Annotated in this window: 19 protein-coding genes; 13 read left to right on the top strand and 6 right to left on the bottom strand. The window is 42.6% G+C overall.

All coding sequences use genetic code 11. The features are described from left to right. Window positions 1-4: 4 nt before the first annotated feature. A complete protein-coding gene (gene panD, locus DJ568_RS07010) occupies window positions 5-355 on the bottom strand; it encodes an aspartate 1-decarboxylase (protein WP_114004545.1) in 351 nt (116 codons plus the stop codon). Window positions 356-484: 129 nt separating this feature from the next. After that, a complete protein-coding gene (gene panC / locus DJ568_RS07005) occupies window positions 485-1,321 on the bottom strand; it encodes a pantoate--beta-alanine ligase (protein ID WP_114004544.1) in 837 nt (278 codons plus the stop codon). 159 nt (window positions 1,322-1,480) lie between these two features. Here panC and DJ568_RS07000 point away from each other — a divergent pair, with 159 nt between their 5' ends. The 3 genes from DJ568_RS07000 (at window position 1,481) to glmS (ending at window position 5,623) form a co-directional block, all read left to right on the top strand. Next, on the top strand, window positions 1,481-2,305 hold the full coding sequence (locus tag DJ568_RS07000; RefSeq protein ID WP_114004543.1) for a glycogen/starch synthase: 825 nt from the start codon (window positions 1,481-1,483) through the stop codon (window positions 2,303-2,305). A 23-nt stretch (window positions 2,306-2,328) separates the two neighbouring features. Beyond that, window positions 2,329-3,684, top strand: coding sequence for a DUF4270 family protein (locus tag DJ568_RS06995; RefSeq protein WP_114004542.1), 1,356 nt, complete (start codon window positions 2,329-2,331; stop codon window positions 3,682-3,684). A 103-nt stretch (window positions 3,685-3,787) separates the two neighbouring features. Next, window positions 3,788-5,623, top strand: a complete 1,836-nt coding sequence (gene glmS, locus DJ568_RS06990) for a glutamine--fructose-6-phosphate transaminase (isomerizing) (RefSeq protein ID WP_114004541.1) — start codon at window positions 3,788-3,790, stop codon at window positions 5,621-5,623. A gap of 53 nt (window positions 5,624-5,676) precedes the next feature. Here the strand turns inward: glmS and DJ568_RS06985 are convergent, their stop codons facing one another. Then, window positions 5,677-6,111, bottom strand: a complete 435-nt coding sequence (locus DJ568_RS06985; RefSeq protein ID WP_114004540.1) for a tail fiber domain-containing protein — start codon at window positions 6,109-6,111, stop codon at window positions 5,677-5,679. A 77-nt stretch (window positions 6,112-6,188) separates the two neighbouring features. After that, window positions 6,189-6,452: a hypothetical protein gene (locus DJ568_RS06980; RefSeq protein ID WP_114004539.1), complete on the bottom strand. Its 264-nt coding sequence runs from the start codon at window positions 6,450-6,452 to the stop codon at window positions 6,189-6,191. 201 nt (window positions 6,453-6,653) lie between these two features. Between DJ568_RS06980 and DJ568_RS06975 the strand changes: the two genes are divergently transcribed. From DJ568_RS06975 to DJ568_RS06965, 3 genes are all read left to right on the top strand, one after another. After that, window positions 6,654-7,142: a phosphatidylglycerophosphatase A family protein gene (locus DJ568_RS06975; RefSeq protein ID WP_199560911.1), complete on the top strand. Its 489-nt coding sequence runs from the start codon at window positions 6,654-6,656 to the stop codon at window positions 7,140-7,142. A gap of 120 nt (window positions 7,143-7,262) precedes the next feature. Further along, window positions 7,263-8,435 (top strand): PQQ-dependent sugar dehydrogenase, encoded by a 1,173-nt coding sequence (locus tag DJ568_RS06970; RefSeq protein WP_199560904.1) that lies wholly within the window; start codon window positions 7,263-7,265, stop codon window positions 8,433-8,435. A 450-nt stretch (window positions 8,436-8,885) separates the two neighbouring features. Then, window positions 8,886-10,904, top strand: coding sequence for a DUF4838 domain-containing protein (locus DJ568_RS06965; RefSeq protein WP_114004537.1), 2,019 nt, complete (start codon window positions 8,886-8,888; stop codon window positions 10,902-10,904). Window positions 10,905-11,022: 118 nt separating this feature from the next. On the opposite strand, the gene gldB is transcribed toward DJ568_RS06965, so the two are convergent. Continuing rightward, a complete protein-coding gene (gldB, locus tag DJ568_RS06960; protein WP_317047531.1) occupies window positions 11,023-12,057 on the bottom strand; it encodes a gliding motility lipoprotein GldB in 1,035 nt (344 codons plus the stop codon). Window positions 12,058-12,081: 24 nt separating this feature from the next. On the opposite strand from gldB, the gene DJ568_RS06955 reads away from it, so the two are divergent. From DJ568_RS06955 to DJ568_RS06935, 5 genes are all read left to right on the top strand, one after another. After that, entirely contained in the window at window positions 12,082-13,731 is a 1,650-nt protein-coding gene (locus DJ568_RS06955; RefSeq protein WP_114004536.1) for an NAD+ synthase, read from the top strand. A gap of 71 nt (window positions 13,732-13,802) precedes the next feature. Continuing rightward, window positions 13,803-14,390 carry a DUF4136 domain-containing protein gene (locus DJ568_RS06950; protein WP_114004535.1) on the top strand — a complete coding sequence of 196 codons (588 nt, stop codon included), beginning with the start codon at window positions 13,803-13,805 and terminating at the stop codon, window positions 14,388-14,390. 210 nt (window positions 14,391-14,600) lie between these two features. Beyond that, window positions 14,601-15,809, top strand: coding sequence for a hypothetical protein (locus DJ568_RS06945; RefSeq protein ID WP_114004534.1), 1,209 nt, complete (start codon window positions 14,601-14,603; stop codon window positions 15,807-15,809). A 58-nt stretch (window positions 15,810-15,867) separates the two neighbouring features. Beyond that, the gene (locus DJ568_RS06940) at window positions 15,868-16,587 is read left to right on the top strand and encodes a pseudouridine synthase (RefSeq protein ID WP_114004685.1); all 720 of its coding nucleotides are present in this window, start codon (window positions 15,868-15,870) and stop codon (window positions 16,585-16,587) included. 1 nt (window position 16,588) lies between these two features. After that, window positions 16,589-16,876 (top strand): SelT/SelW/SelH family protein, encoded by a 288-nt coding sequence (locus DJ568_RS06935; protein ID WP_114004533.1) that lies wholly within the window; start codon window positions 16,589-16,591, stop codon window positions 16,874-16,876. Between the two features lie 46 nt (window positions 16,877-16,922). Here DJ568_RS06935 and DJ568_RS06930 read toward each other — a convergent pair whose 3' ends face one another. Beyond that, window positions 16,923-17,636, bottom strand: a complete 714-nt coding sequence (locus DJ568_RS06930; RefSeq protein ID WP_233496641.1) for a DsbA family oxidoreductase — start codon at window positions 17,634-17,636, stop codon at window positions 16,923-16,925. Window positions 17,637-17,842: 206 nt separating this feature from the next. Here DJ568_RS06930 and DJ568_RS06925 point away from each other — a divergent pair, with 206 nt between their 5' ends. Together DJ568_RS06925 and DJ568_RS06920 are read left to right on the top strand one after the other, a co-directional pair. Further along, a complete protein-coding gene (locus tag DJ568_RS06925) occupies window positions 17,843-21,049 on the top strand; it encodes a glycosyl hydrolase (protein ID WP_114004532.1) in 3,207 nt (1,068 codons plus the stop codon). Window positions 21,050-21,703: 654 nt separating this feature from the next. Next, entirely contained in the window at window positions 21,704-23,161 is a 1,458-nt protein-coding gene (locus tag DJ568_RS06920) for a T9SS type A sorting domain-containing protein (RefSeq protein ID WP_114004531.1), read from the top strand. The last annotated feature ends 48 nt before the right edge of the window (window positions 23,162-23,209 follow it).

The raw sequence follows: 23,209 nt of genomic DNA, 5'->3' as shown, positions 1-23,209 counted from the left end.
AAATTTATTTTATCAGCTTATTATCGGTATCAGGGAAAACCAAAATAGGTTGGTATGTTTTCGCCTCAGTTTTGTCCATGTGCGCGTAACTCATTACAATGATAATGTCGCCTACCTGCGCTAAACGAGCGGTAGCTCCGTTAAGGCAAACCGTTCCGGTACCACGCTCCCCTTTTATAACATAGGTTTCAAACCGGGCTCCATTGTTATTGTTCACTATCTGCACCTTCTCGTTGGCGATTATATCAGCCGCATCCATCAAATCCTCGTCTATCGTAATGCTACCCACATAGTTTAACTCGGCCTGGGTTACCCTTATACGATGTATCTTGGATTTTAATACCTCAATTATCATGGCACAAAGTTAATCATATTAGTTCATAGTTAATAGTTTGCGGGACAGGGGCAAATTTTATTACAGTGCATAGACCATAACTGATGAGTTGTAGCGTAAAAGACTCCAACTATCAATTATAGAGAATCGTCATTGAACAATAACGTTATCTATCAGCCGTGTGTTGCCTACTTTAGCAGCCACTAATGCCACAACTTTTTGCGTGTTTTGATTTGCGGGATGCAGGGTATCGCCATCTACCAGTACAAAATAATCCGGTTCAACGCCCTCCTCATTATACAATGTTTGCATAGCCTGGTCCTGCAAACCGGCAATGCTTGCGGGGTCAAAATCCCTGTAAACCTGGTTCAGTGTTTGTGAAAGGACTAACGAGTGGCGGCGATCGTCAGCTGACAAATGAATATTTCGTGAACTCATTGCCAGCCCATCAGGCTCGCGTACAATTGGGCACATCACCAATTTAACCGGCATTTTCATCAATGCAGTCATTTTGTTGATCACCATAAACTGCTGATAGTCCTTTTGCCCAAAAAATGCTTCGTCGGGCTTAACAATGGTAAATAATTTATGTACCACCTGCATAACGCCCTGGTAATGTCCCGGTCGCGACCGGCCTTCAAGCAAGTGTTCTAGTTCGCCAATGTCCAAATGCCATCCCTCGTCACCGGAATACATCTCTTCCACCTCAGGATTAAATAAAGCGTCGCAGCCGGCTTGTTCAAGCATAGCTACGTCAACAGCAATGGGACGCGGATATTTCTCAAGATCCTTGGTGTCATTAAACTGTGTTGGGTTTACAAAAATGCTGCTAATAACTATATCACAATGCCGGCGGGCTATGTCAATTAATGAAATATGGCCGGCGTGGAGGGCGCCCATGGTGGCTACAAATCCGATGGTTTTGCCACTTGCGCGTTGCTGCTGCACATACTGTTGTACACTACTTTTTGTTGTAAATTTTTCCAATACCCGGCTTGTTTAAAAAATTCGGCGAAGTTGAACAATTCGACAAAAATAACCAAACTTACTTGCACAATTCATTGATAGTTCATATAATATCCGTATATTTGCAAACCCAAAAATATTTTATTTGGGTTCTTAACTTATTTAATACAGATTATAGAGATGGGTAAATCTAAGCTTTTGTTTATTTCTCATGAAATGTCTCCCTTCCTTGAACTCACAAAAATTTCTGAAATAGTACGCCAGCTACCGCAGGCTATGCAGGACAAAGGTTACGAGATACGTATCCTTATGCCGCGTTTCGGTAATATTAACGAGCGCAGGAACAGGCTACATGAGGTGATTCGCTTATCGGGAATGAACATTATTATTAATGATAACGATAATCCGTTAATTATTAAAGTAGCTTCAATACCGGCTGCCCGTATGCAGGTATACTTTCTTGATAACGAAGAGTATTTTCAGCGCAAGCATGTGTTTGCCGATAAGGATGGTAAGTTTTATGCAGATAATGATGAGCGCATGATCTTCTTTTGCAAAGGTGCATTAGAGACCGTTAAAAAGCTTGGCTGGGCACCTGATATGATTCACTGCCATGGCTGGATGAGCGCGTTAGTACCAGCGTATTTGAAAACTACCTACAAGGATGATCCAACGTTTAAAAATTCGAAGATCGTTTATTCAATTTATGAGAATGATTTTACTGATAAACTAAACGCAGATTTTGCACAGAAAGCGGTTATGAACGATATGACCGAAACGCATACAGATGTATATAAACCAGGTACTAATTCTGCTTTATATGCGGGGGCTATTCACTACTCAGACGGCATTGTACTTGGTAGCGAGAATATTGAAGAAGAAGTGTTAAATAATGTTAAAAACAGCAATAAAGCTGTTTTAGATTTCAATTCTACTTCGGATGTAGAAAATTATTACAATTTTTACGACGAAATTGCTAACGAAGAATTAGCGCACGTGGTATAAAGTTGGATAGCTATTACAGATATATGAAATTTTTCAGACTAGACTTATTAACCCTGTTGATAAGTCTTTTTATTTTAAACGGTTGTAAAAACCCTGATGGCGTTGGATTAGGTGTTGATAACGGCTTAAGCGGCACAGTATACGCCGATACTACCGTTATGTTGAATACAATGCGTGAAGACTCGGTACAGGTTGGTAACCTTGCCCGTACGCCATTAGCTTATTTTAACGATCCTGAATTGGGTTTAACACAATCAAGCATAGTTACTAATATTAACCTGCCGTTGTTAAGTAAATACACAATACCCACAGGCACAATTGATATCGACTCGGCTATTTTAAGCATAAAGTACAATTCGGCCGGATTTTATGGCGATTCGGTTAATTCGATGTATAAGGTTAATGTTTTTCAACTAAATGAAAAGCCGGTAGCATCTACAGTTTATTATAACACAAAAAACTGGTTGTATAACACCACCGATGTATGGGGAACAAAAACATTTAAAGCGCGTCCGCATGATACGCTTAAAGTTTTCTCAATTATCAAAGGTAAGCCGGATACCCTTGTGCGTGTGTTACCGCAATTACGCATACCGCTTAACACCGCGCGTATAAGGGAAGTGTTATTTACTGCGGGCAACCAACTTAATTCAAATGATAACTTCCAAACTGCGGTTAAAGGCTTTTATGTAAAGCTGGATGAAGCAGGCACTACCGGAACCGGGGGAATACTCACCTTCGGCTTACCTGATACCTTATCGGTTTATATAAGGGTGAACAATGGTACTACAATGGATACCTCAGTAGTGTCATTACCTATTACACGGCATATTGCCGATATAAAACACACCTATAGCGAGAATGTGCTTACCGCCTTGACCAATCAAACAGAGTCAAATACCAAGGCTTATGTACAGGGAATGGGCGGTTTAAGGGTTAAGGTAAGCTTCCCGGGCTTGCAATCGCTGATTGATATGAAAAATGATATTATTATCAACCGGGCCGAACTGGTGGTAACACCTTACCCGGGCAGCATTATTCCGTATGCGCCGCTGCCTAATTTAATGATGTATAAGTTTGACCTGGCCAAGCAGCGAACATTTATTGAAGATATGACGGGCAGTTATTCGGCACTTTTTGGAGGCCGGTTGGGTTTGCCGGTAAAAAATGAGTACCGCTTTTTGCTTACTAATTATATTCAAAATCTTGTGCTGGGTAAAACTAAGGACTATGGAACGTTTATTGGCGCTGCCAACGAAAGCGCGCAAAGTGCTGCCGATGTTAATGCAACAGGATACCCCATAGCCCGTACCATACTGGCGGGTAAAAACTCACCGTTCCGGGTTAAGCTCAATATTATTTATACCAGGATAAAATAATTAAAGCCCCCCACGGGGCTTTTTTATTGCAATTATTGATGGGCTTACCGTTGTTTTGTATTAAAAGCTGATTACTTTTGCTACAATAGTCAATTTTAAATTTATGTGCGGAATCGTAGGTTACATAGGTCACAGGGATGCATATCCTATTATTATTAAAGGTTTACAGCGTCTTGAATACCGTGGTTACGATAGCGCAGGAATTGCTTTACATGACAACGGCTTAAAAGTATATAAAAAGGCAGGTAAGGTAAGCGTTCTTGAAGATTTTGTAAAAGATATCACGCTTAACAGTACCATGGGCATGGGGCATACCCGCTGGGCTACCCATGGCGCCCCAAGTGACCGTAACTCGCATCCGCATTCGTCTGGCGACCGTAAACTCACCATTATACATAACGGCATTATCGAAAATTATGCAGTTATAAAAGAAACCCTGCTATCAAAGGGGCACGTTTTTAAAAGCGATACGGATACCGAAGTATTAATTCATTTTGTTGAAGATATCGAGCGGGAAACTGGCCTTGATCTGCGTGAGGCTGTAAGGGTAGCGCTGAATACTGTAATAGGGGCATATGCCATAGTTATTATGAGCGCAGACGATCCGGATCTGATGATTGCCGCGCGCAAGGGCAGCCCGATGGTTATTGGCGTAGGCCACGGTGAATACTTTATAGCCTCGGATGCTACTCCGATAGTTGAATACACAAAAAATGTCATCTATCTGAATGATAACGAAATAGCCTACATAAGTCGTAAGGATCTGTTAATAAAAAATATCGATAACACCGTACAAACGCCTTACATACAGGAACTGGATATTAAACTTGAGGCACTTGAAAAGGGTGGCTATGACCATTTCATGCTGAAGGAGATATACGAGCAACCGCGTTCTATACGTGATTGTCTGCGCGGGCGTATTTATCCGGGGCAGGGCAAGGTACAGCTGGGCGGCATAAAAGAGTATGTTGAAAAGCTTAAAAATATCGACCGCATTATTATCGTCGCCTGCGGCACATCATGGCATGCGGGTCTGGTGGGTGAATATTTGATTGAAGAATATGCGCGCGTACCGGTTGAGGTTGAGTATGCGTCTGAATTCAGGTATCGCAATCCTATTATCAATGAAAAGGACCTGGTTATCGCTATATCCCAATCGGGCGAAACAGCGGATACCATGGCAGCCATTGAACTGGCTAAAGAAAAGGGAGCCACTATTTTTGGTATTTGTAATGTAGTGGGTGCTTCTATACCGCGTACCACCCATGCGGGTGTATATACACACGCGGGCCCTGAAATAGGCGTGGCGTCAACCAAAGCGTTTACCGCCCAAGTTACCGTGTTAACGCTTATAGCCTTTTATATTGCTCAAAAGCGCGGCGCCATAACACAAAGCAAGCTTATTGAGTATTTAACCGAACTGGATGAGATACCAACGCTTGTTGAGCGCGCTTTACAATCAAATGATCACGTAAAAACGATTGCTGAAAAATTCAAGTCGAGCAATAACTGCCTGTTTTTAGGCCGGGGCAGTTCATTCCCGGTAGCGCTTGAAGGCGCTTTAAAGCTTAAAGAAATATCGTATATACATGCCGAAGGTTATCCTGCTGCTGAGATGAAGCATGGGCCGATTGCGCTTATTGACGAAGATATGCCTGTAGTGTTTATTGCTACCAAGCATTCATCATATGAAAAAGTGATAAGCAATATACAGGAAGTTAAGGCCCGGGGCGGACATGTGATAGCTATTGTTACCGAAGGAGACACCGAAGTAAAAGACATGGCTGAATACGTTATTGAAATACCACAAACCGGTGAAGCATTTGTGCCGTTACTGGCAACAATACCGCTGCAGTTACTGGCGTATCACATAGCTGTTATGCGCGGCTGCAATGTTGATCAGCCCCGTAACCTTGCAAAATCAGTAACAGTAGAATAAAAAAAGACGCCCCTGAATTCGGGACGTCTTCCACACTAAAACTATTAACTAAATTATTTGGCTTTTAACTGCTGAACGCTGGCACGCAATTGCTCTATCTCAGCCTGTTGCTCTTTAATAGCTCCTACCAACAGTGGGATAAGCTTATCGTAATCAACAGCATTTGTGGCTACAGCACGTTGGTTATTTTTACCTGCAACATACCATTTGTATTGTTTAGTTACCAGGCCGGGCAATATGCGCTGTACCTCGTCGGTGCTAAACCCGTACTGTGTACCGGCCGGCAGATTAAGCTGCTTAAACTTGTCTTTATTAAATTCAAATGTTAATGGCTTTAACTGCTCAATGTACGACAGTGAATTTTTAATAGGTGTTTGGTTCTTTTTTAGTTCAGCATCGCTTACGCTTTGTGCAGATGCAGTTTGCGCAGTGAAAAATAATGCTGCAGCAGAAAATAGGGTTGCTAAAAATTTAACTTGAGTATTCATGGTATATAAAATTAAATGGTAAAAAACAGAGCAGGCACGCTTTTCAGGTACGGCTCATTTAAATCAACGCAATAAAATTATATACAGTAGTTTGGAGGCGGTGTAGGTACCGAAGGAAAATAAGCCAAATGGAGATTGCTGTTTACACCGGCAAAATTCATTGGCTTCGGTTCTGTGTAGGGTAAAGGGAGCTTTATATCAGGATGAAAAAGCCAATATTCCTTAACCCCTTCTTTGGTTTCTGAAGCACCTTTTTCCTCGGCCTCTTCAAAGGCAACTTCGGTAAGGTGGTAACCGTTATCAACTATTAATGAGAGCACAGATATACCTGTTTTTTCCATTATGGAAAAAATGAAGAATAGAACTAAAAAGTGTTTTATGATGCCCGTTCTCATTAATACGTTTACTATGCAAACATAACAAATATACAAAAATTATTGTTTTTAATATATATTCATTATAAGATTATCGTCATAATGAGGTAATTGCATGGTGTTAAATATATATTCGCCAATTTAGTTAAATAACTAAATTTGAAGTTGATGAATAAACTTGTTGCAACGCTGTTCGGTATAGGTTATATTAAAGGAGGCGGCACTATAGCAGCCGCAGTTACTTGCTGTATAATTTATTTTGTTTGGCAAACCACATGGCTCCAGCTTCCGGTGGCATTTTTGATCATCGGCATCACCATTTTTTTTATAGGCGTATACGCCGGTAACAAGGTTGAACCTTACTGGGGTAAAGACAATTACCGCGTAGTTATTGATGAAGTAGCCGGCATGTGGATAACCATGTTGTTTATCCCGGCTAACTTATGGTTACTTATAGCCGGTTTTATCCTGTTCCGGTTTTTTGACATGGTTAAGCCTCACTATATAAAATCAATGGAAAAACTGCCCGGCGGTGTGGGTGTAATGATGGATGATGTATTGGCAGGGGCTTATGCAAATATCGTACTTCAAATGTTTATATATTTAGTTATCCCGCACATAAGCAATACCGCATTTAACATTAGTTTACGAGCATAAAATCGGCGATTCAATATTAACAGGTAATATTTTAATTACAATAATCAAATTTGCCATTTATTCATTGATTTACAGTTGTAAGAAATTTAAAACTTATTTAGCAAAGCGTAGCTTTATAACATGAACAGAAAACAAATTATTTTGATAATGAAGAGGTATTGCATACCAACAATATTATTAGCGGCAATTATATTTATATCATGCCAGCGTATTGTTGACAATACGGTTAAGCCGGATGACGACGGCCCTGCGCTTAAACTGGCAAACGCCAATGTAACTGTTAAAACTATTTACACCGGATTAAATAATCCCTGGGGCATGGTATGGTTGCCTGAGGGTTATTTATTAGTTACTGAAAAGGCAGGTGATGTACTAATATTTAAGGATGATAAGTTTACAGGTAAAAAACTTGTAGGATTGCCGCCGGTAAAAAATGCCGGACAAGGCGGTTTAATGGATATTAAGTTGCACCCTGATTATAAGACAAACGGCTGGATATATATAACGTATTCAAAACCTGTTGATGGCGGTGTTACCACGGCGGTAGCACGGTTTAAGCTCAAATTAAATCAGGTCACTGACCTGGAGGATATTTTTACCGCAAAGCCATACATCAGGGCAACGCACCATTTTGGCAGTCGCATAGTTTTTGACAAGGATAAATACTTATATGTAAGTGTAGGTGAACGCGGTACCGAGCCAAAGGTACAGCAATTGGATAACGACCATGGCAAAATACACCGTATATATGATGACGGCAGGGTGCCCGCTGATAATCCCTTTGTGAATACGGCCGGTGCAAGCAAGTCTATCTGGACATACGGACATCGGAATCCGCAGGGTATGGTTTACGATGCTGCCAATAATAGGTTATGGGAGGTGGAGCACGGCCCCAAAGGTGGGGACGAACTAAACCTGATACAAAAAGGTAAGAACTACGGCTGGCCCATAGCAACTTATGGCGTTAATTACGATGGCAGTATAATTACGCCAAACAAAGAATTACCCGGGGTGGAAAATCCAAAGCACTACTGGGTACCATCCATAGGGCCATGCGGGATGACTATTATAACCGGCAATAAATATGCTGGCGCAAAAGGAAACTTGTTGGTAGGTGCTTTGGCCTTAACGCACCTTAACCGCATTACGCTTACCGGAACTACGTTTAAGTCTGAAGATAGAATGCTGCAGGGTCAGGGCCGTTTCAGATACGCGGCTGAAAGCCCAGAAGGTTATGTGTACGCTATATCAGAAGGACCCGGCAAACTGATTAAGTTTATCCCGGTTAAATAATATCAAGGTATCCACCGCTTTTTGCATTAAGAGAATGTTGGTTTAAGAGGAGCGCATACTAACCGTTTCCCACTGGTATATTTGTTTAGCGGTAATATGCTACGTGTGTTTGTAGCAGATCTGCATGCGCTTTTGCTGATGAATTTTGTGATTTTTTGCAAGGTCGGGTAAATGCGCCTATTGCATTAGGAAAATAAAATTATAATTTTATAACAGTGACGCCTAAAGGCTGGTGAACTACTATTGCCTGATCAATCTGTTTAAGCTAAGTGAGCTTAATACAAAAATTTATAGTGAATAGGTTTGCGTAGCAGCTGAGCGCGGTAAACACAAAAGCGGTAGTTGTAAATAGGCAAAACCCAATGTGTGTATACCCAACCTGTAATGCTCCGCCAACTAATGGCAGATGCGGCAACTCAATTGTAATACCAATAGATTAAACTGAATATAATGAAAATGTTTTTTAACCTGTGCTTTACGGTAATATTTACCTTGAGCAGTTTTTTTAGCCGGGCAGCTGATGTGCCTGTAATATTAGTGAAGGCAAATAAAAGCCAATGGAAAATACACACCGTATCTGCTACAAAAGAAGCAAAATTTGCAGCTGGCGAATTGCAAAAGTACCTTCAGAAGATAAGCGGTGCAACCTTGCCTGCAGCTAAAGCGCCAGGCAATTATAGCATTATCATTGGTTTAAAAAAGGATATCCCTGCCGCTTATCAAAAAATATTGCCGGTAATGGATAAGGGTTATGACGCTTATACCGTAGCGGTATCTGCAAAGCCGGACGTAGTGGTAGTAGCAGGTGAAAACGGACAGGGTATAATTTACGGAGTATATGATTTGCTTGAAAAAATTGGTTGCAGGTGGTTTTATCCGCGCCAGGACAGTAATGACCCGGAAGTTGTGCCTTCACTAAGCACAGTTTCAATTAACAGCAGCTCCTGGATGGTGTCGTCGCCTACCCGGTACCGGATATACAATGGTGATGGGTGGTTTTTTAAAATGGACTACGAACTGGCAAAGGAGCAAGTTGACTGGGCCATGAAGAACCGCTATAACGCTGTAGGCTGGCAGGCGCTGGCCTCTAACGCCAATGTATCGCTGTTTGATCAATATGACGATTTTAAAAAGCATGGTGTTGAAACAGAGCTCGACAAACGCGGCATGTTTATTCATGGACCGGCCCATTCATTCGATCAGTTGCTTAATCACGACGTATATTTTAAAGACCATCCGGAGTGGTTTGGCCTGCGCGATGGTAAACGGGTGCCCCAAACCTATGCAGGCGCGCAGTTTTGCTGGTCAAACCAGGATGCGCGTAAGGAGTTTACCAAAAATGCTATTGCATTTATTGAGAAGGCACCCTTGATAAAAATATTCAGCAATATACCATTTGACGGGGGCGTGCCCTGCGCGTGCGATATTTGTAAAAAAGCAGGGGCAAGCAATTTGCTGATGGTTGTGGCAAGCGAACTTGCCGAAGAATTGAAAACCACGCACCCTGACGTAATGGTAGAGACAATTGGCGGCTACGGGGCTGTACCCGACCCTCCAACTAACCTTGATGTAATTAACGAACGCTTGCGGATTATATGGGCGCAGTGGGGGCGCTACCATGGCGTAGGGTATGACGACCCGGCATACGATGCTAAAAACCTGGACAACTGGCGTAAAGCGGCAAAGGGTGGTTTAAGCATTTGCCAATATTACCCGGATAACTTTGCCGAACCCTGGGTAATGGGGCCATTTACTAAAGCGATGGTGAGTGACAGGCGGTATTTTATAAAGCACAATGTAAGCGCAATGTATATGCTAACTTATCCGAAAGGATACTGGTGGAACCACGGACTTAACGCTTACCTGGGCGGCCGCACCTATTATGATAAGACCTATGATCCATATGAAGCTATACGCGATTATGGTTTGAAGTATTACGGCCCCCAAGCCGGCCCATATATAGCCGATTACTACCAGGAATGGGCAACCAATATAGATTTAAGCTATCACGTACGCGACGATACAAATAATGAAGATCGCAAAATGCTGGCTGACGAACAAAAGAAGTTTATTGAACCGGCGATAGCAGCAGCAAAAGGCAATAAGTCATATGCGTACCGTGTTAACAGGGTAGCTAAACTTCACGCACTCGCCATGAATATGGCCGAAGGGCACCGTTTACGCGGAGTTATAGAAACCCTGCGAAAAAACAGCAAGTTTGACGACGCGGCAAAGGTGCTGGAAAAGGCTAAAGTACATACTGATGGGATAATGGCTAACTTTTACGCGTTAGCAGATATGAACCAGGGACTTATTGAACGCGCTGAAGTAGGTGGTTTTATTAAGATTGGCATAAAGGGCTGGCTAGATGAAGAACAGAAGCGTATTGCAGCCCACGACACAACCCCGCTAAATCCTTATAAAAAACTAAGTGAAACAGAGATGCTGCCTGCTGATGTGTTAAAGTAATAGCCTGGCAGCATAATATTTTAAATGTATCATGAAAGGTACTAGCAATCTGATAAAGAGGCTCGTTAGCAGTTGGTATGCATTACCTTACCGCTCACAATGGCCTAAACTATATATTTTACTTGGCCCGGTACTTTGAATCGTTGAGGATCTTCTGAGCATCCTTATCAGCCATTAGTCGGGGTAAGGTGACATCGGGGTGCTTATCCATATATTGCCGTACTATCTGCCAGCCTGTCCATACGGCAAGTTTTGGTGCCGAATCATTCTTTTCGCCAAGGCCCGGGGTGAACGGCGCTTCCGTTAGGTATTTTTGTATTTGCAGGTAATCGGCATTATATAGTAAGTTCTCCTCTAAAAAATACGCCCAGATATCAGCCTTGTGGTCATTACACCATTGCAGCTGATGCGCGGTGTAACCTATTTTAAGGGAATCGGGTACATCCGGTAAAATCTTATCCATAAAATACATGATTTTGCCATTATAGATCATTTTTGAAAGCAGGGTTTTGTCTTTGTCATGCTCGGGGAACATGTCTTCGCGGGCCATACCTTCTATTACGCGTGGTGTTATATGCTCCGGTGTAAACCGCCGTGTTATGTAGTGCGGCAGTGTCTGCACTAACGCTGGGTAAAATTTAGAGTCCGCTCCTAAAAACATATCTAATCCAATAGCAAAATAACCGTCGCCGATAGAAGTTTGAGCCTGAAAGCCCGAAAAATAGGCGTAAACCTTGGGAAGTTGTTTTTGAGGATAATAATACTTCACATGTTTAAACGCATTAGTCAGCTCCAAATTTTGCTTATTTAAATCAGGGTATACAGAATCAACGGCATGTTTCAGATCGGCATATGCTTTGCCCTTAAACACATCCCGTAGAACGGAAAAGTAGGCCGTGTCGGTAACAGTGCCCGCAGTTAATATGCGTTCAATATAATCGGCATAAAAAAAACCGTACTTTTTTTGCAGGTAAGCAGCCTGCTGCGGCATAGGTTTTGCTCGCATAGCATCAAAGTCATGATCAAAGCGCTCAATGTTTACCTCAAGGTCAATGCCGCTTACGTCCGGGCCCTGGTGCCTGTCACACGCGCTTAAGGCAGCGATGGTAAAAATTAAATAAATTTGCTTTGCTTTGTTTAAGGCCATCATCATCCTAACAAAATTAAATTAATATTTATGAAAATCGCTTTAGCACAGTTAAACTATCATATAGGGAATTTTGAATCAAATACCGCAAAAATTATTGATGCTATTAAAAAGGCCAGGGAAAATGGTGCAGACCTTGTAGTATTTGCCGAACTGTGCGTAGGAGGATACCCGGCTCGTGATTTTTTAGAATTTAAAGAGTTTATTTCACTTTGCAACCAGGAAGCTGATGCCATTGCAGCGGTTTGCCAGGACATTGCCTGTATCATTGGTATCCCAACGGTAAACAATCAACCAGAGGGTAAAGACCTGAATAATTCGGCTTATTTTATTAATAACGGTAAGGTTGAAGCGATTGTGAGCAAAGCGCTACTGCCTAATTATGATGTATTTGATGAGTACCGTTATTTTGAGCCTTGCACGCAATTCAATTGCATTGACTTTAAAGGTCACCGTATAGCTTTAACTATTTGCGAAGACCTGTGGAATACCATAGAAAATCCATTGTATATAACCCGTCCTATGGATGAGTTGATAAAGCAGCAGCCCGATGTGATGATAAATATTGCCGCCTCGCCGTTTACTTATAGCCATGATGAAGAACGGATAGCCATATTAAGCGATAATGCAAAACGGTACAACTTACCTTTGTTTTACGTAAACCAGGTTGGAGCGCAAACAGAGCTTATATTTGACGGTGGCTCGCTTGTGTTTGATAACAATGGCGCTATAATTGACGAGATGCCGTATTTTGAGGAAAGTATAGGCTATTACACCTTACAAAATGATGCTAAAATTGTTCCGCAGCACACGCCTACACTAAAAACAACCCGGGCAAGCGATATTGAGCAGATACATAACGGTTTGCTGCTGGGTATAAGAGACTATTTTTATAAGTCGGGATTTAAACAGGCCACCCTTGGCTTATCAGGCGGTATTGATAGCGCGGTAGTTTGCGCGCTGGCCGCTGAAGCATTAGGCGCAGAAAACGTAATGGCGATATTATTGCCCTCCAAATTTTCGTCAGACCACTCATTAAAGGACGCTATGGACCTGGTGCAGAACTTAGGTTGCAGGCACGAGGTGATAGCTATAAAAGAAGTTACCGACGCTTTTGAACAGGCTTTGTCACCGCAGTTCAAGAACCTGCCTTTTAACATTGCGGAAGAAAATATACAGGCACGCAGCCGTGCAGTCCTATTAATGGCTATGTGTAATAAATTTGGTTACATATTGCTTAATACCTCTAATAAAAGCGAAGCTGCCGTGGGTTATGGCACGCTGTATGGAGATATGTGTGGCGGCATATCTGTTATTGGCGACGTGTACAAAACGCAGGTGTTTGAACTGGCAAAATACATAAATCGCGACCGCGAAATTATCCCGGTAAATACCATTGTAAAGCCGCCATCGGCCGAATTGCGCCCCGGCCAAAAGGATACTGACTCTTTGCCTGATTATGATATACTTGATAAAATATTAAAGGAATACGTGGAAAACCGCTGCTCTTCGGGCGAAATTATACAAATGGGGTATGATGAAACTACTGTGCGTAAAGTAATAAAATTGGTTAACACGGCCGAGCATAAACGTTACCAAACGCCGCCCATTTTAAGGGTGTCGCCAAAGGCATTCGGTGTGGGCCGCAGAATGCCGATAGTCGGAAAATATTTATCATAATTTTTTAACTTTATACATTAAACCTTTTAGAGGGCATTTCGTCTAATCAAAAAAAGGGAGATAGAAAACACATGAAAAGAGTAATTTACGCCGGGTTGCTGCTATTTATTATGACGGGCTTAACCGCCTGCTCTAATTACAGGTATTACACCGCGGCCAAAAACAACACCAATTTAAACGGATATAATACATTTGGCTGGGTTGAAGCCGCGAAGCCTACAAATGATCCGAAAAAAATATATGCCAATGATATTGCTGATGAAAACATCAGAACGGCAGGCACTGCTGCTTTAAAGGCCAAGGGTTTAAATGAAGCGGCATATCCCGACCTGTTGGTTAGCTATACCAGCATGACTGGTCGTGGTGTAAAAACCCAGTACTATGGCAGCCCATACATGGGTTGGGGTGGCTGGGGCTGGGGTTTCCGACCATGGGGTTGGGGCGGCTGGGGCTGGGGCGGCGGCGGTTTTGCCGAACGTGTTCCATTCCGCGAAGGCACCATTATAATTGACCTGATTGACCGCCGCACCGGTAAAATGGTTTGGCGTGGATATGGTGTTGGCGAACTGCGTAACCCGCAAAAAGCCATACAAGACTTGCCAAAAGTAGTAACAGGTATCATTGAAAAGCTTGAGATTACCCCCGGCTCAAGATCATAACCATTTAGTGTGATTAAAAGTTAACGGCTTGCTTTAATGCAGGCCGTTTTTGTTTTACAGTGCACTAAAACGTTAATCCTGCATGTAAACTTTAAACCTGATTGGCGTGCTTGCATAACCGAAATTTAATATGAAAGCCCTTGGTTTGGTGATTTTAATTACCTAAATTTAACTTAGCGCTGATATTCAGGTAACATTAATTTAACTACAATGGCCCGGTTTATTAAAGTATTCGGTATAATACTTTTATCAGTAGCGCTTACTTCATCTTTTGGTCAGGGTAAGCGCCGGGCATTGCTTGTTGAATTTTATAGCGGGAATTTCAAAGCGGATGCAGATACCTCTCTTTTTGTTGATGTGCCTGCACAGTTATCTGCAAACGATGTAAGGGCGTTTTACTCGGTTATAAATAAGGCAGACTATAAGCCGGTTATTGATTCGTTGTTGGCTTATAAGAATAGCCATCAGCTTAACGACTGGCTATACTACCAGCTTGTTCGGAAAACCGCGCAGCAAATAAGCCCCAAAGCCGAAAATTATGGACGTTACACTTTATATAAGTGGTTCCTACTAGCTAAATCGGGCTATGATGCACGGTTGGCTATTACCCCGGATAAAAAAGTGATTTTTTACGTATATAACGATGAAGATATAACGGATATCCCGTTCTTCATGGTTGATGGCAAAAAATTTATGTGCCTTAATTATCATGACTATGCAAAAGCTGATTTAAATCAGGACCCGCCGTTACCGGTAGATGTGACAGTGCCGGGAGCTACAGGCGCGTTTTCATATATTGTTACCCGTATGCCGGATTTTAAAGCGGAAAATTATATTGAAAAAAAGCTTCAGTTTACTTACGGCCACAAGGTATACCATTTCACTGTGAAGCTAAATCCGGATATTGAAAAGATATTTACTAACTATCCGGGAGTCGATTTTGGCTCATACTTTAATATCCCGTTATCTAAAGAAACTTACTCCTCACTAATACCGGTGCTAAAAAAGAATATTGCAGGTATGACGCAAAAGAAAGGTGTTGATTACCTGATGCGATTTACCCGTTATGCTTTTTTGTATGAAGACGATGAGGAGAATTACGGTAAAGAGAAACGCCTTTCGCCCGAGGGCACACTATTCGCCAAATACAGTGATTGCGACGATCGTGCGGCCCTTTTCTTTTACCTGGTAAAAGAGATATATGATCTGCCGATGATAGCCCTTTTATATCCAACTCACATTACCATAGGTGTGGAGTTTGATAAACCGGTGGGTACTCCGATAGTTTATAATGGCAAAGTTTATTCTGTTTGCGAACCAACCTTGCAGCCTGAAGACTTGCAGATTGGCCAGGTATCCGCTAAATTAAAAGACATGGCGTACCAGGTGGTTTACAGCTATAACCCTGAATACCGTTAATTTTATTTTTAATTTTACCACATTGGGCAGGCGTTTAGCTATACCCAACCAGTACTATATGCTCGAAATTGTTTACAGCGACAGCCAATTGGTTGCCATAAATAAACCACATGGCCTGTTGGTGCATCGCACAGGCATTGCTGATGATGCCGAAGAGTTTGCGCTGCAACTGCTGCGCGATCAAATTGGTCAAAAGGTATATCCCTGCCATCGTATTGATCGGAAAACAGGTGGCCTACTGCTGTTTGCACTGGATAAGCCGACCGAGATACTTATGCAGCAGCAATTTGCCGAAAACAGGGTTCACAAAAAGTACCTGGCCATTGTACGGGGGTACACTGATGATAGCGTTGAAATAAACTACCCTTTGCGTAAAGAGAACGGCACCTTGCAGGACGCTTTTACTACCTTTGTTACGTTAAACCGGGCCGAGTTAGAGGTGCCGCTTGGTAAACATACTACCTCACGGTACTCGCTGATTGAAGTAACTCCAACAACCGGCCGTATGCACCAGATACGTAAGCATATGGCGCATATATTTCACCCGATTATTGGCGACCGTACACATGGCTGCAACAAGCAAAACAAACTGTTTAGCCAAAAATGGGATATGAGTACTATGTTACTGCACGCAGCACACTTAACATTTAACCACCCCGTCAGAAATATTGATGTAACCATAAGCGCCTGTGTGCAGGACGAATTTAAACGTGTGATGACATTGATGGGCTGGGAGCTACCAGTGCAAATGGAGGTGAATAATTTTAATAAGATATAGTATGCAGAAAAATAAACCTACTGTAGCGATTGAGTATTGCCCGAAGTGCGGATGGATGTTGCGCGCAGCTTATATGGCGCAGGAGTTGTTAACTACTTTTACTGACGAACTGCATGGCGTATTGTTAGTGCCAAGCACCACCAGTGGTGCATATATCATCAGCGTTGATGGTAATGTTGTGTTTGACAGAAAATTAAACGGCGGCTTTAAAGATATTAAGGAATTAAAGCAGTTGGTGCGCGATGTAGTAAGTCCTGATAAGAATTTGGGACATAGTGAAAGAAAGTAATATATCCCGTGTTTAAAGGATTCATGTATCAAACCGTCAGTCAATGTTAACCGCATTCTTCGTCGGGAGCACATGACGATCCCTGGATGATTTCCGCTATCGTTTGCGGATTACTTTTCTGCCATTCAGTATAAGTTTTTTCAAGCGCTTGTAAAAACACCGAACTGTCCTGGGCGCCTGACACAGCCACCTTTCTGTCGAATACGAAAAAAGGGACGCCACGTACACCAATTTGCTGCGCTTCGTAAATGTCCTGGTTTACATCAGCGGCGTATCGGTCACTTTGCAAAACCATTTCGGTTTCTGCGGCATCCAGTCCAATGGTATCCCCCAATCCTACCAGGGTCGTTGTATCGTCAATATTTTCACCTTTGGTAAAATAGGCCTCAAACAAAGCTTCTTCGGCTTTGTCCTGCAGCCCATGTTGTTTGGCCAGGTGCGCAAAGCGGTGGGCCTTAAAAGTGTTAGCCGGAATAGTGCGGTCAAAATCAAAATTGAGGCCCGCCTGTGCGGCAAAACCAGCCACCTGTGCATTCATCTCTGTAGCGTGTTCAAGGGTTATCCCTTTATGGTCCGCCAAAAACTGGTGTATGCTTTTACCGGGCGATGTCTGCATATCAGGCGATAACTGGTAGCTTTTCCAAATTACTTCGACGTCACCCGCATAATCAAACTGACCAAGCGCGGTTTCAAATTTACGTTTGCCTATATAGCAAAACGGGCACATTACATCACTCCAGACCTCTATCTTCATTTTCATCTTGCTACAAATTTATAGTGACCTTAATTTTATATTGTCACACAGTGTTCATGATTTTGTTAACAAGTCAGGAGTTACCGGATCATGACAATAATGCAAGGCATTTTTAGTGTAGCGTTGCAGATGCATAACTAATTATGCGACAGCTCAGGATGGCTGATATTCTTTCGGGGCTATCTTTACACTAAATTATACCTGCCATAGTTATGCGGAACTTTTTTTATGTAAGCTATCTATTCCTGATTATTTTGTTCGCTTCACAGTTACAAGCGCAGCAGTTACCGTCGCCGGCTGACTTTTTGCGGCCTCCGGCATCAAGTAAGCCAGGCGTGTACTGGTATTGGCTTAACGGTAATATATCAAAAGAAGGTGTGGTAAAAGACTTGCAGGCAATGGCTGAAGTGGGTATTGGCCGGGCTTTTATTGGTAATATCGGCTTAGGCGATGTACCGGAGGGCCCTGTTAAAATGTTTACGGCAGAGTGGTGGGAGGTTGTGCACCAGGCTATGAAAACCGGCGGGCAAACAGGCGTGGATATAGGAATGTTTAACAGCCCGGGCTGGAGCCAAAGTGGGGGCCCCTGGGTTAAGCCGGCAGAAACTATGCGTTACCTGGCGGCAGATGAGGTAACCGTTACCGGACCCAAAACCGTTAATTTACCAAAACCGGCTGCTCAACACTGGCAAGATGTTGCCGTACTGGCATTTCCAGCACAGCAAGGCACAGAACTCTCTAAGCAGAAACATACAGTAATATCAAATCTGCCGGTTAACAACATCGCCGCGTTAACAGATGGCGATATAAATACAACGGCCACATTTTCAGAGGAGGTTATAAAAAGTAAGTCGGTTAGCTTTGACATCAGCGCGCCTGCCGGTCTGGAAGCGCAAAGCCTGCTATTATATCCTGCGCATAATCCATTAACTGCTTCGGCAGAATTGTTTGCGGAAACGGTTTCCGGATTCGTGTCCGTTAAAAAATTCAAGATCATAAGGTACAATGCTATGCTAACCGTCGGATTTATTCCCTATGCGCCGGTATCAGTATCATTCACCAAAATTTGTTCAAACCGTTTTAGGCTGGTATTAACAAACATAGACGGGGGCAATAGTGGTATTAACGAATTAAAGCTCAGCGGTACGCCCTACCTGGAGAGCTATGCTGAAAAACAGCTGGCAAAAATGTTCCAGTCGCCACTGCCTTTATGGAATGAGTACCAATGGCCGGTACAACAGGAAGGCTCCGGTTATATTGATGCCGGAAAAATTATCAACCTTACGTCCTTATTGGGCAAGGATGTGATTAGCTGGAAAGTGCCGCCCGGCAAATGGACTATTGTGCGCTATGGTATGTTGCCCACCGGGGTTACAAACTCGCCCGCACCTGCGGAGGGCACCGGGCTTGAGGTTGACAAGATGAGCCGCGAGGCATTGCTCACCCTATATAACTCCTTTATTGGCGAAGTAATAAAAAAAATACCGGCTGCTGATCGCACTTCATTTAAGTATGTGGTTGCGGATAGCTACGAAACCGGCTCGCAGAACTGGACTGATGGCATGGCCGAAACATTTAAAAAGCAGTACGGCTATGACCCGCTGCCCTGGCTGCCGGTATTAACAGGCAGAATTGTACACAGCGCCGATGCCAGCAATCGCTTTTTATGGGACCTCCGGCGGCTGGTAGCAGATAAAGTTGCTTATGATTATGTTGGTGGCTTGCGTGAGCTGTGCCACAAAAACAAGCTGGGGTTATGGCTGGAAAATTATGGTCATTGGGGTTACCCGTCAGAGTTTTTAAAATACGGTGGCCAGGCTGATGAGGTTGGCGGCGAATTTTGGAATGAGAGCGACCTGGGTAGCATTGAGTGTAAAGCAGCATCGTCGGCTGCCCATATTTACGGTAAAAACAAAGTGTCTGCAGAATCATTTACCGCCGGTTTTTTCACTTATGGCCGTCACCCGGCGCTGTTGAAAAAGCGGGGAGATTGGTCGTTTACCGAAGGGGTAAACAACACCATTTTACACGTTTATATTCAACAACCTTATGCGGATAAAGTTCCGGGTATTAATGCGGGTTTTGGCACTGAGTTTAACCGTAATAACACCTGGTTTAAACAAGGTAAAGCCTTTATTGATTACCTGCGTCGTTGTAACCACATGTTGCAACAAGGCACGCCGGTAAATGACGTAGCGTATTTTATAGGTGAGGATGCACCTAAAATGACGGGTGTGCGTGATCCCCAATTGCCTGATGGCTATGGATATGATTATATAAATGCCGAGGTAATAGAAAACCGTTTGTCGGTAAATAATGGCAAGCTAACATTGCCCGAGGGCATAACGTACAGTTTAATGGTGTTGCCAAAGCTCGAGACGATGCGCCCGGAACTCTTGAAAAGCATTCGCGACCTGGTGAAAGCCGGTGCGGTAATATTAGGGCCGAAACCCCTATGTTCGCCGAGCCTGCAAAGTTTTGGCAAAGCAGACGAGCAAGTTAGAGCCATAGCTGGGGAACTATGGGGTAAGGCTGACGGTGTTAGCATTAAACACAACCGGTATGGGAAGGGTATGGTTTTGTGCGGTTATACAATGGAAGAAGCATTTAAGTTGCTCAAACTTAAACCCGATTTTTCAGTGGAGGGAAAAGCACCGGTATTATACACGCACCGCATAACTCCGGAAGCGGATATTTACTTTGTTACAAACCAGTCTGACAGCACGATTAGTATTAGTCCGAAATTCAGGGCGAAAGGCAGGCAGCCCGAGTGGTGGAACCCGGTTACGGGCGAAACCCGCCTGTTACCCGAATTTAGTGTTGCAGATAGCCTCACAACCGTGCCACTAGAGCTGGAAGGCGCTGAAAGCGGCTTTGTTATATTTACTGACAAGATGGTGAAGCGCCTGCCCGGCCTGAAGAATTTCCCGGTACAAAAATCTTTGTTGACCTTGAACATGCCATGGCAGGTATCGTTCGATAAAACTTTTGGCGGCCCGGCCGAACAGGTTGTTTTTACTACGTTAACCAACTGGGCAGACAGCCGGGACGACAGGATAAAGTACTATTCGGGTACCGCTGTATACAAAACTACATTTAAGGCGGATATAAAAACCGGTAAAAAGATAACTATTGACCTGGGCAAAGTAAACGTAATGGCAAAAATAAAACTTAATGGCAAGGATTTGGGCACCGTATGGACACCGCCGTACAGTGTGGATGTAGCCGGAGCTTTAAAACCGGGTAAGAACGAACTGGAAATTGAGGTAGTAAACACCTGGGTGAACCGCTTGATAGGCGATAGCAGCCTTACTGCGGATAAGCGCCTGACGTGGCTTAATGTCAATCCGTATAAACCGGGTGATGGGTTATTGCCCTCGGGATTGATGGGGCCGGTTGTTATTAAATCAGAGGAGTAAGTGATAGATTATAATAAAGAGCAGTAATTACTTGTCGTTTATTATGCCTTTCAATTGTGTTTATTATATAACTTATAAACCCTACTACGTTTAACAACGCCATATCAATCAAACACGTTATACATCATTTTCAATAGTCGTTTATAGGCGTCATTAATTTTGTTGAGTATTTATCATTTCTATATCTGCTGCAATATTATGTTGACGTAATTTCAACGTCATGATATATGTGTGCCTTTCTCCGGATGGTCAATCTCTGCAGTGGTTTTTGTTGCAGCCTCTGTATAAATGCTTTTACTTCTGTAGCATTGAATAATGTTTGTCTTTGCGCCCGAGCTCGTACTGTGTCCTATACAGGTGTTTTTAAAAGTCTGATTAGATGACTTGGTTTACGGCGCTATGCGCCTGTATCATTAATCCTGGTGATTTACGAAAATCTAGGATCTTAATAAAAAATGATTTGCTCGATAAAGGAATCTGCAAATATCTTAATCTGCCGGAATAATAAATTGAGCTCCACTTATCAGGCTCCTTTCATAACCGAGTAAAAAAGGAGTATAATAATGGAAATATAATTTACATATATTTATCATCACTAGATCTAAGTTATAAATACAAAAAATAACTCTTTTATTATCACCTAAATCACACATCATGAATAAGATCCTGCTTTCTATTGCGATTGTATTAATTTGTGCAAACACTTTCGCCGGCGTTTTCGCCACTTCAGGCTATCGGTGGCGAAATGATAATGGCAACGAGAAAACAGCTACCTGGAGTGCGGCCGCGCACACGGGTACGCAAATTTCAAATTTCAACCCCATCAGGCTTCGTATCGGGTACTACAATACTAATGAAGACATTAACATTAACCTATCTGTAACACACGTTTTGCGAAATAAGAGTGCTGCCGATGCAGATTATAAGGTGTTAACGAGTGATCCAAATACAACCGACGCATTTATAATTACAAGTTCGAAATATGTGACAAATGGTCAACCTACAACCAGCCAGATATTTAGTAACGATTTTATACCCGGTAAAGTGGTGACCCAGGCGGGTACCGGTGGGATGATACTCAAACATGGACAATCAACAGAGATTGAATGGTGCATTAAACCAACAAAACACGTTAAACAGGGTACAGCTTATTATTTTATAGGATTAGATGTGTTGGGTCCGTTTGAACCTGCTCCATTATCAACTAGTGCAGATATTCACGGGGCGCCTGCAGACACTGTTGCGAGTTATACGGCCAGGCCCAGTGGAAATAAGATAAATGTCAACTTTATCACCGCATTAAATAATCACGACCATTTTATACTGCAGGAAAGCAGTGATAATATAAACTTTTACTCTGTTGATACCATCCCGGGTGGCATAGGCACTAATTTTAAGGCAGAGTTACCAATCAGCGGGGTAACTTCCTATGAAGGTACCAGGTATTACCGATTTGTGTTATACGATGCAAATAACAAAGCAACTATCGACAGGTCGAAAAAATTTACATTTAAAGCTTATGTGGATATTAAGACCTTTCAAGTAACCAGTAACAATGGTTATAGCCCTGTTAAAATTGATATTATCACACAGTCTGAACATTTTCATCATCACGGCGCTATATATCGTAGTTATGGCGATAAGTACGACAGGAATAGTTACAAATATGTAGGAACTATATTTTCAAAAGGCTTTACGCACAATATGCCTTCCACTTACAGGTATTGGGATACAGAGATCATTGTATTAAAAGATACGTATGTACATTATGTATTTGTATGGTGGGAAGGCGGTATGGAAAAACGCTCGCCAATAAGATCTGTATTGGTAAAAAGTAATTACTTGTCTCATTCGGCTCCAACTGATGTTACGTTCAATATATATCCTAATCCTGCTACATCAGGTAAAGTGAGTTTCGATTTAAAAGCTTATAAAGGCAAAGCCCTGACGGCCACTTTAACTACGCTATATGGTAAACAGCTAACTAAGCAAACATTTAATGTAAACACAACTGAGCATTATACCTTAGATGTTGCTACCTCCCCCGGTACATACATTCTAAATATCGCAGCTGAAGGCATAAACAAATCCGGTAAAGTTTTATTGCAGTAATCGTACCCTTGTGCTACCAACTGATAAAAAGGACCAAAATAAAATCCA

Origin of the sequence: Mucilaginibacter hurinus (assembly GCF_003324525.1) — a bacterium.
Classification (GTDB): Bacteria; Bacteroidota; Bacteroidia; order Sphingobacteriales; family Sphingobacteriaceae; genus Mucilaginibacter; species Mucilaginibacter hurinus.
Note: the sequence above shows the minus strand (reverse complement) of the source record. Positions and strands in the feature narration are given on the sequence as shown.

Excerpts from the sequence above, each read along its gene's own strand:
- DJ568_RS06970 (WP_199560904.1), top strand. The coding sequence starts at position 7,263 with ATGAACAGAAAACAAATTATTTTGATAATGAAGAGGTATTGCATACCA.
- DJ568_RS06945 (WP_114004534.1), top strand. The coding sequence starts at position 14,601 with ATGGCCCGGTTTATTAAAGTATTCGGTATAATACTTTTATCAGTAGCG.
- DJ568_RS07000 (WP_114004543.1), top strand. The coding sequence starts at position 1,481 with ATGGGTAAATCTAAGCTTTTGTTTATTTCTCATGAAATGTCTCCCTTC.
- DJ568_RS06940 (WP_114004685.1), top strand. The coding sequence starts at position 15,868 with ATGCTCGAAATTGTTTACAGCGACAGCCAATTGGTTGCCATAAATAAA.
- DJ568_RS06935 (WP_114004533.1), top strand. The coding sequence starts at position 16,589 with ATGCAGAAAAATAAACCTACTGTAGCGATTGAGTATTGCCCGAAGTGC.
- panD (WP_114004545.1), bottom strand. The coding sequence starts at position 355 with ATGATAATTGAGGTATTAAAATCCAAGATACATCGTATAAGGGTAACC.
- gldB (WP_317047531.1), bottom strand. The coding sequence starts at position 12,057 with ATGATGATGGCCTTAAACAAAGCAAAGCAAATTTATTTAATTTTTACC.
- DJ568_RS06975 (WP_199560911.1), top strand. The coding sequence starts at position 6,654 with ATGAATAAACTTGTTGCAACGCTGTTCGGTATAGGTTATATTAAAGGA.
- DJ568_RS06965 (WP_114004537.1), top strand. The coding sequence starts at position 8,886 with ATGAAAATGTTTTTTAACCTGTGCTTTACGGTAATATTTACCTTGAGC.
- DJ568_RS06925 (WP_114004532.1), top strand. The coding sequence starts at position 17,843 with ATGCGGAACTTTTTTTATGTAAGCTATCTATTCCTGATTATTTTGTTC.
- DJ568_RS06980 (WP_114004539.1), bottom strand. The coding sequence starts at position 6,452 with ATGGAAAAAACAGGTATATCTGTGCTCTCATTAATAGTTGATAACGGT.
- glmS (WP_114004541.1), top strand. The coding sequence starts at position 3,788 with ATGTGCGGAATCGTAGGTTACATAGGTCACAGGGATGCATATCCTATT.
- DJ568_RS06950 (WP_114004535.1), top strand. The coding sequence starts at position 13,803 with ATGAAAAGAGTAATTTACGCCGGGTTGCTGCTATTTATTATGACGGGC.
- DJ568_RS06920 (WP_114004531.1), top strand. The coding sequence starts at position 21,704 with ATGAATAAGATCCTGCTTTCTATTGCGATTGTATTAATTTGTGCAAAC.
- DJ568_RS06995 (WP_114004542.1), top strand. The coding sequence starts at position 2,329 with ATGAAATTTTTCAGACTAGACTTATTAACCCTGTTGATAAGTCTTTTT.
- DJ568_RS06955 (WP_114004536.1), top strand. The coding sequence starts at position 12,082 with ATGAAAATCGCTTTAGCACAGTTAAACTATCATATAGGGAATTTTGAA.
- DJ568_RS06930 (WP_233496641.1), bottom strand. The coding sequence starts at position 17,636 with ATGAAAATGAAGATAGAGGTCTGGAGTGATGTAATGTGCCCGTTTTGC.
- DJ568_RS06985 (WP_114004540.1), bottom strand. The coding sequence starts at position 6,111 with ATGAATACTCAAGTTAAATTTTTAGCAACCCTATTTTCTGCTGCAGCA.